The organism is Clostridium sp. UBA2485, assembly GCF_002341865.1.
GTDB lineage: Bacteria > Bacillota > Clostridia > Clostridiales > Clostridiaceae > Clostridium_J.
Genome location: NZ_DDOV01000031.1, coordinates 168,766 through 182,857, shown reverse-complemented (window position 1 = coordinate 182,857; position 14,092 = coordinate 168,766). Strand labels below are relative to the sequence as shown.

Here is a 14,092-nt window from a genome sequence, read left to right as displayed (position 1 = left end):
AATAAGGGACAGTTCATGAAAATTATATAATTTTAAAAATATAGCTTATCTAAAATATATTTAAAGTCTTTAATTTATAAAAAATTAATGAACCGTCCCTAATAATTAATGTTCTTAGACTTTTACCATAATTCTTAATTAGATTTCCATACCATTAAATAATCTTTTTCTCCCGTGTCATTATCAATTAATTCATCTTTTAAAATAAAACCATTTCTTAAATAAAACTCATAGGCTTTTTTATTTTTTTCATAAACCTTTAATTCAATTTCATCTTTACGCTCTTTTACAAAGTTTAATAACTTATTACCATACCCCTTATTATGATAATTGTTGTCAATAAACAATGCTGCTAAATAGTTGTCTATCATAGACACAAAGCCTAAAATTTTATCATCATCTTCTATAACATAAGTCTCAGACATAGGAATGTATTTTGTCATCATATCTTCTTTTTTCTCTTCCCAATATTCCCCATTAATAAAATCATGAGATTTCTTAGAAACCTCACACCAAAGTTCAACTATATAATTTATTTCATTCTCATTATATTTTCTAATATTCATAGTTAGAAATTCCTCTCTATTATTCCTCTATTTTTAAGCCCCCAATTTATTTAATCATAATTTTTCTCTCACTCTTATAGGACTCTCTATTAATCCTTTTATCTTATTTATCTCTATACCCCATATAATTAATTTAATATTTAAGTTTTACTTAATAAATTTAATAATTCTACCTTAATTTCTTATTATAATTACACCTTAGAGGAACCCCTAAATGGCTTCATGCCATTCCTCTAAGGTGAAAATAATTTGTTGAAATCTATATTCTTTTTACTAATTTTAATTATCTATTGTTAAGCTCCTTCATTAAGGAATCTATACTGTGCCATATACAAGCCGTAATAGAAGCCTTTTTTAGCCATAAGCTCATCATGGGTTCCTGCTTCAATTATTTTTCCGTCATCTATTACCATAATTTTATTACAATCTCTAATAGTTGATAATCTATGAGCTATTACAAAAGACGTCCTTCCTTTTAGAAGTTTATTGATCCCCTTTTGTACTAATATTTCTGTAGCAGTATCTATATTAGATGTAGCTTCATCAAGAATTAAAATCCTTGGATTAGCAAGAAGAGCCCTAGCAAAGGAAATAAGCTGACGTTGACCAACTGAAAGTCTTGATCCTCTTTCATTTACCTCTGTATCATATCCATCTTCAAGCTTCATAATAAACTCATGAGCATTTACCGCTTTTGCAGCTGCTATAATCTCCTCATCAGTTGCATCTAACTTTCCATAACGTATATTTTCCTTTATTGTATCAGAAAATAGGAAAGTATCTTGCAGCATTATTCCCATTTGACTTCTTAAAGAATAAAGGTTAACATCTTTAACATTTTTACCATCAATCAATACTTCTCCAAGATTGCAATCATAAAATCTACTCACAAGACTAGTTATAGTTGTTTTTCCTGCTCCTGTAGGGCCAACTAAAGCTATATTCTCTCCTTGTCTTATTTTAAAACTTACATCTTTAAGGACAGGAGTTCCTTCTTCATACTCAAAGGTTACATTTTTAAACTCTACATTCCCTTTAATTTTAGGCATAATTTCAGCACTTTCCAAATCTATAATATCTGGTTCAACATCCATTATGTCAAAAATTCTCTCTGCTGCCGCAAAATTTGTTATTAATGTATTGTAATAAGAAGCTAAGTTTATAATTGGTCTCCAAAACATATCAGAATAAGATATAAAAGCAACAATTGTACCTACAGTAATCTCTCTACTTTGGAAAAATTTAGTTCCATACCAAAATATAATAAGTGTACTGATACCCCAAGATACTTCAACTATTGGCCAGAAAAAGTCGTTAAATATAATTGCCTTCATAAAGCCATCCAACATCTCTTTTAGTGAAAATTTAAACTTATCTGAGCTAGTTTTTTCATAAGTGAAGTCTTGAATAATTCTTACCCCTGAAAAAGCTTCATGAGTATAACCATTCATATTAGAGCGCTTTTGTCTATAAATTTGCCACTTCTTTCTAGATATAGTTTCTATAGAGAACATGGTAAAACATAGTATTGGCAATACAATAATAGCCAATACTGCAAGTTTTGCATTCATTGTAAACATAAGTACAGCAACACATACAACTGTTAAAAACTGTGGTATTACTGTAGTTACTCCACTTGAGAAAAGTTCTGCTAGTGAGTTAACATCACCAATAACTCTTGCAAGAATTTTTCCAACTGGTCTTTCATCAAAGAAAGCAAAAGATAATTTCTGAATATGATTATATAATTCTTGTCTTATATTCAACAATATTTTATTGGTTATCTTAGACATTTCTATAATTGAAATTCTAGATGACAGCATACCAATAAAGTTAATTATTACAACTGCTGAAGTTGCCATTATAAGACCTTTAATATTTTTTGCTCCTATGAATTTATCAATAGATATTTTTAGTAGATATGGAGTTAATAATCCGCTAATCATAATTATTATCATTAAGAAAATTATAAAAAATACTTTAGCTCTAAATGGCTTTAAATATTTTATTAATCTTAAAAATATTTCACTATTTGATCTACTAGTTATCTTTTCATCCTGATTTATTGAATTCTTAGCCATATTAACTCACCTCCTCATTTCTCTTTTCTGAGTTTATAAAATCTTTAAATTGTGTTTTGTAAATTTCATAATATTTACCACCTTTTTTAAGTAAGCTTTCATGAGTTCCATACTCTACAATTTCACCTTCATCCATATATATAATTAAATCTGCATTTTTTACTGCTGAAATTCTATGAGCTACAATAAAAGTGGTAATTTTCTTTTCGCTATGATAAAGGTTTTTTAGAAGATCATGTTCTGTTTCCATATCTAAAGCTGAGGTTGAATCGTCAAGAATTAATATTGAGCACTTTCTAATAAGGGCTCTTGCAATACATAATCTTTGTTTTTGTCCTCCAGATAATCCAAGCCCTCTTTCCCCTATTAAAGTTTCTAGTCCTTCTTCTAACTCATCTACAAATTCTTTTGCACAAGCAAGTTCTAATACCTTTTCTATTTCTTCTATTGTGGCACTTTCTTTTCCGTATCTAATATTATTTTCTATTGTGTCTGAGAATAAGAAAGAATCTTGAGGCACAATTGAGATGCTTTTTCTTAGAGAATGTACATCAATATCCTTAACATCACACCCATCAATCTTAACAGAGCCTTCCATTACATCATAATTTCTTAATAAAAGACTTATTAATGATGATTTTCCTGAGCCAGTAGCGCCCATAATTGCTACTGTACTTCCAGCTTTAATATCTAAATTAATACCTCTAAGAACTGGTTTTTCTTTATATTTAAAAATAACATTTTCAAAAGATATATCACCCTTAATATCCTCAAGTACTATGGCATCTTCAGAATTCTTTACTTCTGGTTCTATAGCAAGTATGGCATCTATCTTCTTTTGAGATGCCTTAGTTTGAGATAACATATTTGTAAGCCATCCAAGCATTCTCATTGGCCAAATTAAAAGCCATAAATAACCATTAAAAGCTACAAGTTCTCCTACAGTTAAGGTACCTTTAATAACCAATATTCCACCTACACCATTAACTAAAAGTACAGATAAATTTCCTAAAAATTCTTCTATAGGATAAAACTTTCCCCAAATTTTTGATTTCTGAACAGCAAGATCATAATTTTTATCATTAAACTTAAGAAATTTTAATATTTCATGCTTTTCCCTTGCAAAAGCTTTTACTAGTTTAACCCCTGCAATATTTTCTTGAGCAGTAGTATTTAATACTGCTGTATGATCACTTATTTTTTCAAAAACTGAGTCTAATTGCTTTTCAAGCTTTACAGTTATAAAAGCTATAACTGGCATAGTAATTAGTGCAATTACTGTTAAAAGCACATTCATTCTCAGTAAGATAACTGTAGATAAAACAAAGTAGACAATATTTTCTATAAATAATCTCATTCCAAAGCCCATAACTCCCCAAATATTATCTACATCTTCACCTACTCTAGACATAAGTTCACCAGTATTCATATTATCAAAATATGAAAAAGATAAACTTTGAATATGATCAAAAAGATTTTGTTTTAAATCTCCTGCAACTTTTCTTCCAAGATAATCAAACATAAATTCTTTTACATATCCAAATATAAATTTGGTAAATGCTATTACTGCAATACCTTTGAGCAACATTCCTAGTATTTCATAATTTCCCTTTACAATTACATCATCAATAAATAGTTTTGTAATATAAGGAGTTACTAAGTCAACACCAATTATAATAATCATAGCTAATGCTCCAATTAGTGTTATTAGTTTATAATTTTTTGTGTAGCTTAAAATTTTCTTCAACGTAAATCGCCCCCTCCAGCTACAAGTCACTTTTTAAAATAAACAACATACAATTTTCAACATCTTCTAAACTGCTATAGAAAATTTTAAAATTTATATTTATTTTTTTACTTCTAAACACAAGTTTAAAATTGCACATTGTTACAAATGGTTTTTGAACAATCTACCTAGAATGATTATCCAATTTTTACTTAATATAGAATCCCCAGAGATGAAAAAAAGCCGTATTTTCCCATTGATAAACAGGAAAATACAGCTATTAATGCATAAAAAAAGTCCTAGGAATACCCTAGGACTAAAATTTACACAAAAAGGCTATGATAAACCTATATCATGAGGTAGGGTATTAGTTAATACAATATTAAATTTGGATCCTATACTTATTAATCTGTTTAACATCTTACTACCTCCTTTTATAAATTAATCATATTTAGGTTTTACACCCATGTACTAAGTATATCTATATCTAGATATTTATGTCAATATATTATTTCATTTATACATTTTAACTTTTTATTAACATATTAATAAAAAATCCATACTTTTATCTAAAATTGATTAAATAATCAAAATCTTAATTCTTTTCTAGTTTTACTATAGACTTCTATTAAATATTTACAGCAAATAACTTATTTACTGACTGCCTCTATAGCTAAAAGCTTTTTATCTTCAAAAATTAATTTATAAGCATCAGGCATTTTAAGTTCCTTCCAAAAATCAAAATCATAATTTTTACAATAATAATTCATAATAAGCACCATAATATTACCATGAGTTCCAATAGCTATATTTTTTCCGCTATAATTATCTAATACATTATTTAAGGAATTAACGCCCCTTGCTTGTGCTTCTATATTACTTTCTCCACCTTCAAAACAAAAACTTGGATTTGTCCACAGTTTTACTATAGCTTCCTCAAAATTATCCACAGGATATTCACATAATTTCCTTTCTTTAAAGCCCTCCTCTATAATTATACTTTTATTTATTAAATTTGCTACAACTTCTACAGTTTCTATTGCTCTTTTATAAGGGCTAGAAATTACTAAATCTATATTTTCTTTTTCAAGGACTTCCGTAATTTTATTTCTCTCTATAACTCCTTTATGAGATAATGGTCTATTTAACTCATCAGCGTTGTAATTAGAATGAGCATGTCTAACTAAATAAATATTTGTTTTCATTATTATTTTGCCACTAAAGATATATTTCTATGGATAATTTTCCCTTTATATAAAATTTTATTTAGTGGATTCTCCTTTCTTATTTTTATATCACCTTAAAGTAATTATATCAAAATATTTACATTTATTCTTTATACTGTTATACTACTGTTACTCTCTTAATACAATATATTTAACTTATATCTATTTCTTGTAGCAAATAAATTGTATGTTTTATAATAATTTAAATTTTCTGAAATATACTCTTTGTAAAATTTTGTGTTATAATCCTGATGAAGTAATTGTAAATCTTTATTTAAAATTAAATATATTAACTATTTTGGTGAAATATAAGTATTTCTTGAAAGGGAAAAGGGTGAAAATCCCTTACGGTCCAGCCACTGTATTGAGGAGTAAATTTTTGTTATGCCACTGCATTTTTTTTGTGGGAAGGTAAAAACTTATGATGAATCTAAGTCAGGAGACCTGCCAATATAGGTTTTAAAATCACTTACTAGGATAAGGTATTTTAAGGTTGCTAATTTAACTATATGGTATTGTCTTATTTTATTTATAGTTTAAATATTAGAAATAGATTTATTATTTTAGCATTACATCTTTTAGTATCTTAATTCTTAAGATACTTTTTTTATTTTAAAAATTAATAAAAAACTTAATTTTAATAGCTTTCTATTGCTATTTTTTTAAAGTTAATAAATAAAATATTTTATTTAAATATATAAATAACACATTACAATTCTAAAAAATAATGGAGGAATTTTAAGATGAAAAAACAAAATATTTATTCATTGATTTTAGCGGTTTCTTTAACTGCAACTATGTTAGGAGGATGCGGTAATGCAAATGAAAATAATGCTTCAAGTTCTATAGAATCAACCTCTGATGCTAAAACTTATACACAAGTTACAATTAATAATGACTTACCTTCTGGAAAGGCAGATGAAGTTTTTTCTGAAGCTCCTAAGAAAGCTGTAAGCTTAAGTGGCTTTACAACAGAGATGCTTCTTGCTTTAGGTCTAGAAAACTCTATAGCTGGATATTCCTTTCAAGATAATGAGGTATTACCAGAATATAAGGATGCCCATTCTAAATTAAATGAGTTAGCTGACTTAATGCCTTCAAAGGAAACTTTACTTGGCGTAGAACCAGATTTTATAACTGGATGGATGTCTACTTTTACTGAAAACAATTTTAATGCTGAATTTTGCAAGGAAAATGAAATAAAAATTTATGTTCCGAAATGTGAAAGCCCTAATGCAACAATGGAAACTGTTTATGAAGATTTTACTAATCTAGGAAATATATTTAATGTAAAAGAAAATGCAAATAATGTTATATCAAAAATGAAAAAAGAAATTGAAGATATTTCATCTGCTGTTCCTAAAGATAAAGAACCAGTGAAAGCTTTTATTTATGACTCTGGAGAAGATTCACCATTTACATCTTGTAATGGTTTACCGGCAGATTTAATTAGACTTGCTGGTGGCGTGAATATATTTAAAGATGGAGAAAAACCTTGGGCTAATGTAACCTGGGAAGAGGTTGTAAATAGAAATCCTGAATACATAATTGTTATGCAATACAATGCTGCTGATAACGTAGAAGAAAAAATAAACTTTTTAAAAAATAATGCAGCTCTAAAAGATGTAGATGCAATAAAAAATAATAATATTTTTGTTTTAGGACTTTCAGATGTTGTTGCCGGTGTAAGAAATTCTAATACAATAAAAACTATGGCTGAAAAATTCCATCCAGAAGCTTTTAAGAATTAAATTGGAGAGTTATTGACATGAAAAAAAATAAACTTACCTTTCCCTTTATATACATATCCTTGATTTTATTTTTAATAGTTTCTATAATAATTGCTATTAATGTGGGATCTGTAAATATAAGTGGTGCCGAACTATGTAAAATAATAATTAACAATATATCAAACAAAGAGTTTTTTCCAAAAACTTGGTCTAACTCTGTAGAAAATATAGTGTGGCAATTAAGACTTCCTAGAGTACTACTTGCTGCAATTGTTGGTGCTGGTCTCTCTTTATCAGGTGTATTAATGCAAGCATTAACAAAAAATGTTCTAGCTGACCCTTATATACTTGGAATATCTTCTGGTGCTTCAACTGGAGCTGTACTAACTATTTTACTAGGTAGTACACTAGCATTACCTATCTTATCTGTACATTTAGGTGCTTTTATTGGAGCATTACTTTCTTCAATAATTGTTTTTGTTATTTCAAGTAGACAGGGAAAATTTTCTTCCTCTGGATTAGTGCTAACAGGGGTAGCAGTAGCATCTATATTCTCTGCTATAACAAATTTTATTATGTTTAAAGCCAAAGACGTAAGAAAGCTTTACTCTGTAATGTTTTGGATGACTGGGTCACTTGCTGGTGCTAAATGGGGTGACTTACTTTTAGCCTTTTTAGTTTTAGTAATTTCTTCTATAATAGCTTTAGTAATTCATAAAACATTGGATGCAATTTTACTTGGTGAAGACGCAGCTATAACTTTAGGTGTTAATATTAAGCTTTTGAAAAAAATAATAATAGCAACAAGTACACTATTAACTGGAATTATGGTATCTCTAAGTGGAATAATAGGCTTTGTTGGTCTTGTAATTCCTCATATTTCAAGAACTATTGCTGGTTCTGTGCATAAAAAGCTTATTCCACTAACTATTCTTTTAGGTTCTTTATTCTTAATATGGTCTGATATACTTGCAAGAATAATTGGTTCTCCTGAAGAACTTCCTATAGGTGTTGTTACAGCCTTCATTGGTGCACCATTTTTCTTACTTCTATTAAAAAAGAGTAAATATTCTTTTGGAGGTTAACATGATCAAATTAAGTGTAAAAGATTTGCAATATAAGCATATATTAAAAAATATAAATTTAGAAATAAATAAAGGTGATTTTGTTGGAATTATAGGACCAAATGGTAGTGGAAAATCAACTTTACTTAAAAATATATATAGAGTTTGTACACCAGATAAAGGTGAAGTTTTTTTAAATAATATAAACTTAAAAAAATTATCTAATAAAGAAGTTGCTAAAAATATGTCAGTAGTAGCCCAAGAAAATAGACCTGAATTTGACTTTAAAGTTATAGATATGGTGTTAATAGGCCGTTTTGCACATAAAGGCTTATTCGAAGATAGTAATTCTAATGACATAGAACTTGCTGAAAATTGTTTAGAAAAAGTTGGAATGTTAGGGTTTAAAGATAGAAATTTTTTAAACTTATCTGGTGGAGAAAAACAGAGAGTTTTAATTGCAAGAGCATTAGCTCAAGAAAGTGATTTTATGATTCTTGATGAACCAACTAATCACCTCGATATTGGATATCAACTACAAATAATGGACATAATAAAATCTCAAAATTTAACAGTATTTTCAGCAATTCACGATTTAAATATTGCTTGCTATTATTGCGATAAAATAATTATAATGAAAAATGGAGTAATACTAGATTTTGGAAAACCAGAAGATGTTTTAAATGAAAATATTGTATATGAGCTTTTCGGACTTAATTGTCAAATTGAGAGAAATAAATTAACAAATAAATTAAATATAATATACATTCCAAAATCTTTTAATAGTAAATTAAACAGCACTACAGTAGTTTAATGTAATTATTTTTTATTTATATATTATCTTAGGTATTTAAAAAATAACTAGCCAGTATGCTAGTTATTTTTTAATTATATATTATTATATAAAAATTATTTACGTTTAGGGTTTTTAGGAAACCATCCTTTTTTTACCCGTTGTTCTTGTTCTATTAGCTCATGTATACTCCAAAGACAAGAAAAACCTGTAACTCCAAATAATGCAGATACCAATTCAACTTTAATATTTAACGATAAAACTATAAATATAATACCTAATAATAAAAATATGGGCCATATGCTTTTACTGAAATAATATTCCCCTTTAATTACTATAGGATGAAAAATACCTATAATTAAAAATGAAAATAATCCTATTATAATCCCTTGAAAATTCAAAATATCCCCCCCTTATGCAATTTACTTTGCTTTCCAAATTGGAACTAAATTTGTTTTATTCTAATCAATTTAAGAAAGGTTTGAAAGTCACTTAATAAACTGTTAATTGATTATATTATAGCAGGTTATATCTGTTATAATATATATGAAATTTAATTATACTTTAAATGTAAATTTTATAACTAAAATAAAAAAAGTAATATATAACAACTATTGATAAATAGTCCATATGTATTTTAAGTATTATATAGGTGTCCAATATAAAATAGAATGCAACAAGTAACTATTATCAAATTATTTCTACAACATATTGCACCCCTGAGAATATAAATTCCACAGGGGTGCAATATTGTATTACTAATAACTATTTATTTTTTCTTGCTTTATTATGTTTTTCAGAACCTTGAGAAATATCTTCTGAAAACTCTTGGTTAAATTTATTTAATTCCTTTTTTGTAGATGGGGTTAATGCTACACGTTTTGCTTCAGGTACATTTTTCATAGAATAATCCTCCTCTAAAATATAAATTAATTATAGGATTATTTTGCCCAAATCTATAATTTAAACTCAAGAAATTAATAGCATTTATGAAATTTTGTTTTTTAATTATCTTTTCCTTTATGATAAAAATCTTCAAAATTTATATTTCCATCAATTATAGAATAAGGTACATTATTAATTATTAATGTATTCTGTTCACATCTTTTTATATCAATTAAATTACTTCTTGTACTATTCATTAATTTTATATGATAATAAACAGCCAAAGTATCTTTATCTATATCTTCATTTAATTTTAAAGAATATTTATTAAGCTCTTTTGAAAACTTATTAACTTCATTTTTATCATCAATAGTCTTATATTTTTTATTATTTTTTGAAATTCTTACAATATCTAAATCTTCCATATTTCCTACATTTAAATCTTTAAATGTATAATATTCTCTTGTTTCTTTAGTATAAGCTTTTAAAATTGATAAATCATCAGCATTTTCTATATCTTCTTGCCATATTCCAATAATATTATCCTCATATAAGAAAAAATAAATATTCTTAATATCTTTTTCATTGCCGCTTACTTTATAAGTAAATAACTTTACATCTTCACCCATATATTTAGAAAAGTCATATCCATTTTTCTTAGATAATTCATTTTTATCATTTAGAAATCTTCCTATACTATAACTATTATAAATATAATTAAAATCCTCTGGAAGTTTTAAATAATAAGCCTGTTCACTATCATTTATAATCTTATATCCCAATTTTTCTATATATTCTTTTGCTTTTTTTTCGAGTTTATAATAATTTTCAAAAGGTAAAATTTCATTAGGTGCATTTAAAACTTTCTTTATGATTTCCTTGCTTAAATCAACTTCATATTGATAATCAATATCTCTATTTGGTGATGTAACAACTATAGTAGAAAACTTATCATTGTAAAATCTAATACAATCTATATATCCCTCTTCTAAATTTTTATATTCTTCATTATCCCCATAATCCATCCATACTCTATTTATTCTGGTTTTTTTCTCAATTATCCTCAAATCACTTATTCCCTTATAATTTCCTATATATTGAATATTAGATAAGTTTATTTCACTAAATAAATCTTCAATAATTTTTTTATCAATTATTAATGTTCTATCATGAGTTTCTCCATTAATCACAACCATATGCCTAGGAATTTTAAATTCACTTACTTTTATATCTTGCTTTTCATAACTTAAAAGGTGTGCATATCTACCATAAATAAAATATCCTAAAACAAAAAGTAAAATAAAAATACCAATTATAGAACTTTTCCTTATAGATTCATGAGTAATTTTCCCTTCTAAATAAACCAATAAAATTAATGATACAATACCTAATATATGAAATATATCAAGATAAATCCCTACTTCTAAAGAAGATGAAATAAATACCTTATAGAAAGAAAAACATAAAATAACACAAAATATGGCTTCAATTATTATAAGAGGAATAATATTATAAGCTTTTATATCATCTCTATATACTCTATATAATGCTATTGGATAAATTATTAGTAGAAAGATAATAAACAGTATTTTAACAGAAACTAAAAATTTAGATGCATTATTTTGAAAGGTATATTGATTTCCCATTCCAATAAAACCTATAATGAAAGATACTATATATAATATAATGTTCAATTTCTCCTTTTTTTCATAATTCTCCATAACTCCTCCTAATAGACTTAATTATAAAACCTAAATCACCTAATGGTTCTTGAAGCTTATAACTAAATTATAATAAAGCTATAATATGTAAAATATTCTATATTTTTTAATAAAAATCTTTATTTTTCATTTTTAACATTATATTTACATAGTTCAGCATAATATATAAAGTTTCTTATATTAATTATTATTGGTATCAATTGATTAATATGGTAACTTTTTCAAATCCATCACATATTATATTATGATAATATTAATAAGGAGCGTTATTACATTATGTTTGTTCGTCATCCATATGATAATGATTTTAGGTCATCTAATGAAGATTTCGATTTTGTACCTTTTACTTTCGATAGAGAGGATAGAGAGCGTCAAATGATGCCTCCACCAACTGGTAGGCCGCCGATGACTCCAACTGGTACGCCACCAACGGCTCCAACTGGTAGACCACCAATGACTCCAACCGGTACGCCACAGATGGCTCCAACTGGTAGACCACCAATGACTCCAACTGGTACGCCACAGATGGCTCCAACTGGTAGGCCGCCAATGACTCCAACTGGTAGACCACCAACGGCTCCAACTGGTAGGCCGCCAATGGCTCCAACTGGTAGACCACCGATGACTCCAACTGGCAGGCCACCAATGGCTCCAACTGGCAGGCCACCAATGGCTCCAACTGGTAGACCACCGATGGCTCCAACTGGCAGGCCACCAATGGGTCCACCTAGTGTTGGAGGACAATTTGGTGCGCCTTCTAGTCCGCCTCCAAATTTCACGCCACAAAAAGCCGCTGGCGTACAACCTTTTGCTGTGTCTCAAGCTTCTATACGTCCATGCAGATTTCAATTTGTATATATATGGCCTACAACTGGTAGACCTTTCTGGGCATGGTTAATCAGTGTAGATAGAAGAAGTATAGCGGGCTTTAGATGGAATGGACGAAGATGGGTTTATTTTGGAATGGACTTAAGAAGAATTGCGATGTTCGAATGTTTTGGAAGAAGTTTTCTTAGAGAAGCAATGGATCTTTCATCTAACATTAGAAATGTTAGTATAGCACCTAGTAGTTTTAAAGTAGATTATCCAATTATTGAAGGATTGCAAAATGAAAACATTCAATCCAACATAAATGGATCAATTATTGAGAAACTTAATTCTATGTTTAATAGTGCTGTTTTTCTTCCTGAGCAAACTAATTTTAATGAGATTGTTAGTTCTTATATTCTTTCTCTTCAGAGAAATGGATTGATAAGTATTCTCTTCTATTTGTATACTAATACTATGGGAGGAAATGAAAATACAGTTTATAGTTCCTTAATTATAGATGCTAACACCGGACAAGAATATGATCTTGAAGATTTATTTAATCCTAGCTCAAACTTTAGAGAAAGGCTCAGCCAGCTTGCTGTTCAAAGAGCTAGGGCAGAAAATATTCCATTCACTGAAAACTTTGAAGGAAATATTGAAAATCAACAATTTTATTTAACTCCAGATGCACTAGTATTATTTTATCAACCTGGCGAATATACACCTGCTTCTTATGGATTGTTTGAAATTGCAATACCTTATAGTGATATTAAAGATCTGTTCTCTCAAGCAAATCCTATAAGTAGAATGACCACATAAAAGAAAGTCGTGACTTATGTCACGGCTTTTTCAATACACAATAAAAAATATTTATATTAATATAGGTATAAGTTATTTCCCAAGAAATGATTTTTTACTTTCTCATTTGTGAAATTTCAACAAAATTTCTATTTGTAAATAAATAACAAGTAAAATTTTGCTTTTTAAAGTTATAAAATTATCTTATATGTTTATAACTTACTACATTTTATATCACATAGACTTCTCTTTCTACATATTATTTTCTCCGAGCTACAAATTATACAATTTCCTTTTACTTTTTCAAAAGCTAGCTCATATTCACCGTGGCAAGAAACGCATTTAAATTTGCATATACATTTTGTATAGTGTCCGCCTTCTATGGAAAGTGCATATCCATTAATAAGTGCTAATGCAACCTTTTTTCTCGCCTCATCAATTATATTTTGAAAAGTTTGTCTTGATACTTCCATCTTTTTCGCAGATTCTTCTTGAGAAAGTCCTTCTATATCTTTTAACCTCATCGCTTCAACTTCTTCAAATTTTAGCTTAACTTCCCCCACTCTATCTTTAATCTTATAATCTTTTTTAGAGCAAGGTATAAAATAAGTATTTTTAGGCATAAATTGAACTTTTCTCAATTTTATCGGTCTTGCCATTAAAGTTCTCCTTAATTAATTTTCTTAGATAAG

Annotated in this window: 12 protein-coding genes and 1 riboswitch; of the genes, 4 read left to right on the top strand and 8 right to left on the bottom strand. The window is 27.8% G+C overall.

Translation table 11 applies throughout. The features are described 5' to 3' along the window. Positions 1-134 precede the first annotated feature (134 nt). From B3603_RS04820 to B3603_RS04805, 4 genes are all read right to left on the bottom strand, one after another. Positions 135-566: a GNAT family N-acetyltransferase gene (locus B3603_RS04820; RefSeq protein WP_291561369.1), complete on the bottom strand. Its 432-nt coding sequence runs from the start codon at positions 564-566 to the stop codon at positions 135-137. A gap of 293 nt (positions 567-859) precedes the next feature. Further along, on the bottom strand, positions 860-2,647 hold the full coding sequence (locus tag B3603_RS04815; protein WP_291561367.1) for an ABC transporter ATP-binding protein: 1,788 nt from the start codon (positions 2,645-2,647) through the stop codon (positions 860-862). Between the two features lies 1 nt (position 2,648). Further along, positions 2,649-4,394 carry an ABC transporter ATP-binding protein gene (locus tag B3603_RS04810; RefSeq protein WP_291561365.1) on the bottom strand — a complete coding sequence of 582 codons (1,746 nt, stop codon included), beginning with the start codon at positions 4,392-4,394 and terminating at the stop codon, positions 2,649-2,651. Between the two features lie 629 nt (positions 4,395-5,023). After that, the gene (locus B3603_RS04805) at positions 5,024-5,578 is read right to left on the bottom strand and encodes a histidine phosphatase family protein (RefSeq protein ID WP_291561362.1); all 555 of its coding nucleotides are present in this window, start codon (positions 5,576-5,578) and stop codon (positions 5,024-5,026) included. A 303-nt stretch (positions 5,579-5,881) separates the two neighbouring features. Further along, positions 5,882-6,065, top strand: a riboswitch (cobalamin riboswitch). 277 nt (positions 6,066-6,342) lie between these two features. On the opposite strand from B3603_RS04805, the gene B3603_RS04800 reads away from it, so the two are divergent. Genes B3603_RS04800 through B3603_RS04790 form a run of 3 tightly spaced genes read left to right on the top strand, consistent with a single transcriptional unit; the run spans position 6,343 to position 9,207 of the window. After that, positions 6,343-7,350, top strand: coding sequence for an ABC transporter substrate-binding protein (locus B3603_RS04800; RefSeq protein WP_291561360.1), 1,008 nt, complete (start codon positions 6,343-6,345; stop codon positions 7,348-7,350). Between the two features lie 17 nt (positions 7,351-7,367). Next, positions 7,368-8,414 carry a FecCD family ABC transporter permease gene (locus B3603_RS04795; protein WP_291561357.1) on the top strand — a complete coding sequence of 349 codons (1,047 nt, stop codon included), beginning with the start codon at positions 7,368-7,370 and terminating at the stop codon, positions 8,412-8,414. 1 nt (position 8,415) lies between these two features. Continuing rightward, the gene (locus B3603_RS04790) at positions 8,416-9,207 is read left to right on the top strand and encodes an ABC transporter ATP-binding protein (protein WP_291561355.1); all 792 of its coding nucleotides are present in this window, start codon (positions 8,416-8,418) and stop codon (positions 9,205-9,207) included. 95 nt (positions 9,208-9,302) lie between these two features. Here B3603_RS04790 and B3603_RS04785 read toward each other — a convergent pair whose 3' ends face one another. The 3 genes from B3603_RS04785 to B3603_RS04775 form a co-directional block, all read right to left on the bottom strand. Continuing rightward, positions 9,303-9,587 (bottom strand): DUF4491 family protein, encoded by a 285-nt coding sequence (locus tag B3603_RS04785; protein WP_291561353.1) that lies wholly within the window; start codon positions 9,585-9,587, stop codon positions 9,303-9,305. A gap of 364 nt (positions 9,588-9,951) precedes the next feature. Continuing rightward, on the bottom strand, positions 9,952-10,089 hold the full coding sequence (locus tag B3603_RS04780) for a hypothetical protein (RefSeq protein ID WP_160289247.1): 138 nt from the start codon (positions 10,087-10,089) through the stop codon (positions 9,952-9,954). A gap of 101 nt (positions 10,090-10,190) precedes the next feature. Continuing rightward, complete coding sequence (locus B3603_RS04775) at positions 10,191-11,792, bottom strand: DUF4830 domain-containing protein (protein WP_291561348.1); 1,602 nt, start codon at positions 11,790-11,792, stop codon at positions 10,191-10,193. Positions 11,793-12,068: 276 nt separating this feature from the next. On the opposite strand from B3603_RS04775, the gene B3603_RS04770 reads away from it, so the two are divergent. Further along, the gene (locus tag B3603_RS04770; protein WP_291561346.1) at positions 12,069-13,421 is read left to right on the top strand and encodes a DUF3298 and DUF4163 domain-containing protein; all 1,353 of its coding nucleotides are present in this window, start codon (positions 12,069-12,071) and stop codon (positions 13,419-13,421) included. Positions 13,422-13,612: 191 nt separating this feature from the next. Here the strand turns inward: B3603_RS04770 and B3603_RS04765 are convergent, their stop codons facing one another. Continuing rightward, a complete protein-coding gene (locus tag B3603_RS04765; RefSeq protein ID WP_291561344.1) occupies positions 13,613-14,059 on the bottom strand; it encodes a DUF134 domain-containing protein in 447 nt (148 codons plus the stop codon). Positions 14,060-14,092: the final 33 nt, after the last annotated feature.

What these genes read in the sequence shown, in the direction of transcription:
- B3603_RS04820 (WP_291561369.1), bottom strand. Translation starts at nt 566, where the DNA reads ATGAATATTAGAAAATATAATGAGAATGAAATAAATTATATAGTTGAA.
- B3603_RS04815 (WP_291561367.1), bottom strand. Translation starts at nt 2,647, where the DNA reads ATGGCTAAGAATTCAATAAATCAGGATGAAAAGATAACTAGTAGATCA.
- B3603_RS04805 (WP_291561362.1), bottom strand. Translation starts at nt 5,578, where the DNA reads ATGAAAACAAATATTTATTTAGTTAGACATGCTCATTCTAATTACAAC.
- B3603_RS04800 (WP_291561360.1), top strand. Translation starts at nt 6,343, where the DNA reads ATGAAAAAACAAAATATTTATTCATTGATTTTAGCGGTTTCTTTAACT.
- B3603_RS04795 (WP_291561357.1), top strand. Translation starts at nt 7,368, where the DNA reads ATGAAAAAAAATAAACTTACCTTTCCCTTTATATACATATCCTTGATT.
- B3603_RS04790 (WP_291561355.1), top strand. Translation starts at nt 8,416, where the DNA reads ATGATCAAATTAAGTGTAAAAGATTTGCAATATAAGCATATATTAAAA.
- B3603_RS04780 (WP_160289247.1), bottom strand. Translation starts at nt 10,089, where the DNA reads ATGAAAAATGTACCTGAAGCAAAACGTGTAGCATTAACCCCATCTACA.
- B3603_RS04775 (WP_291561348.1), bottom strand. Translation starts at nt 11,792, where the DNA reads ATGGAGAATTATGAAAAAAAGGAGAAATTGAACATTATATTATATATA.
- B3603_RS04770 (WP_291561346.1), top strand. Translation starts at nt 12,069, where the DNA reads ATGTTTGTTCGTCATCCATATGATAATGATTTTAGGTCATCTAATGAA.
- B3603_RS04765 (WP_291561344.1), bottom strand. Translation starts at nt 14,059, where the DNA reads ATGGCAAGACCGATAAAATTGAGAAAAGTTCAATTTATGCCTAAAAAT.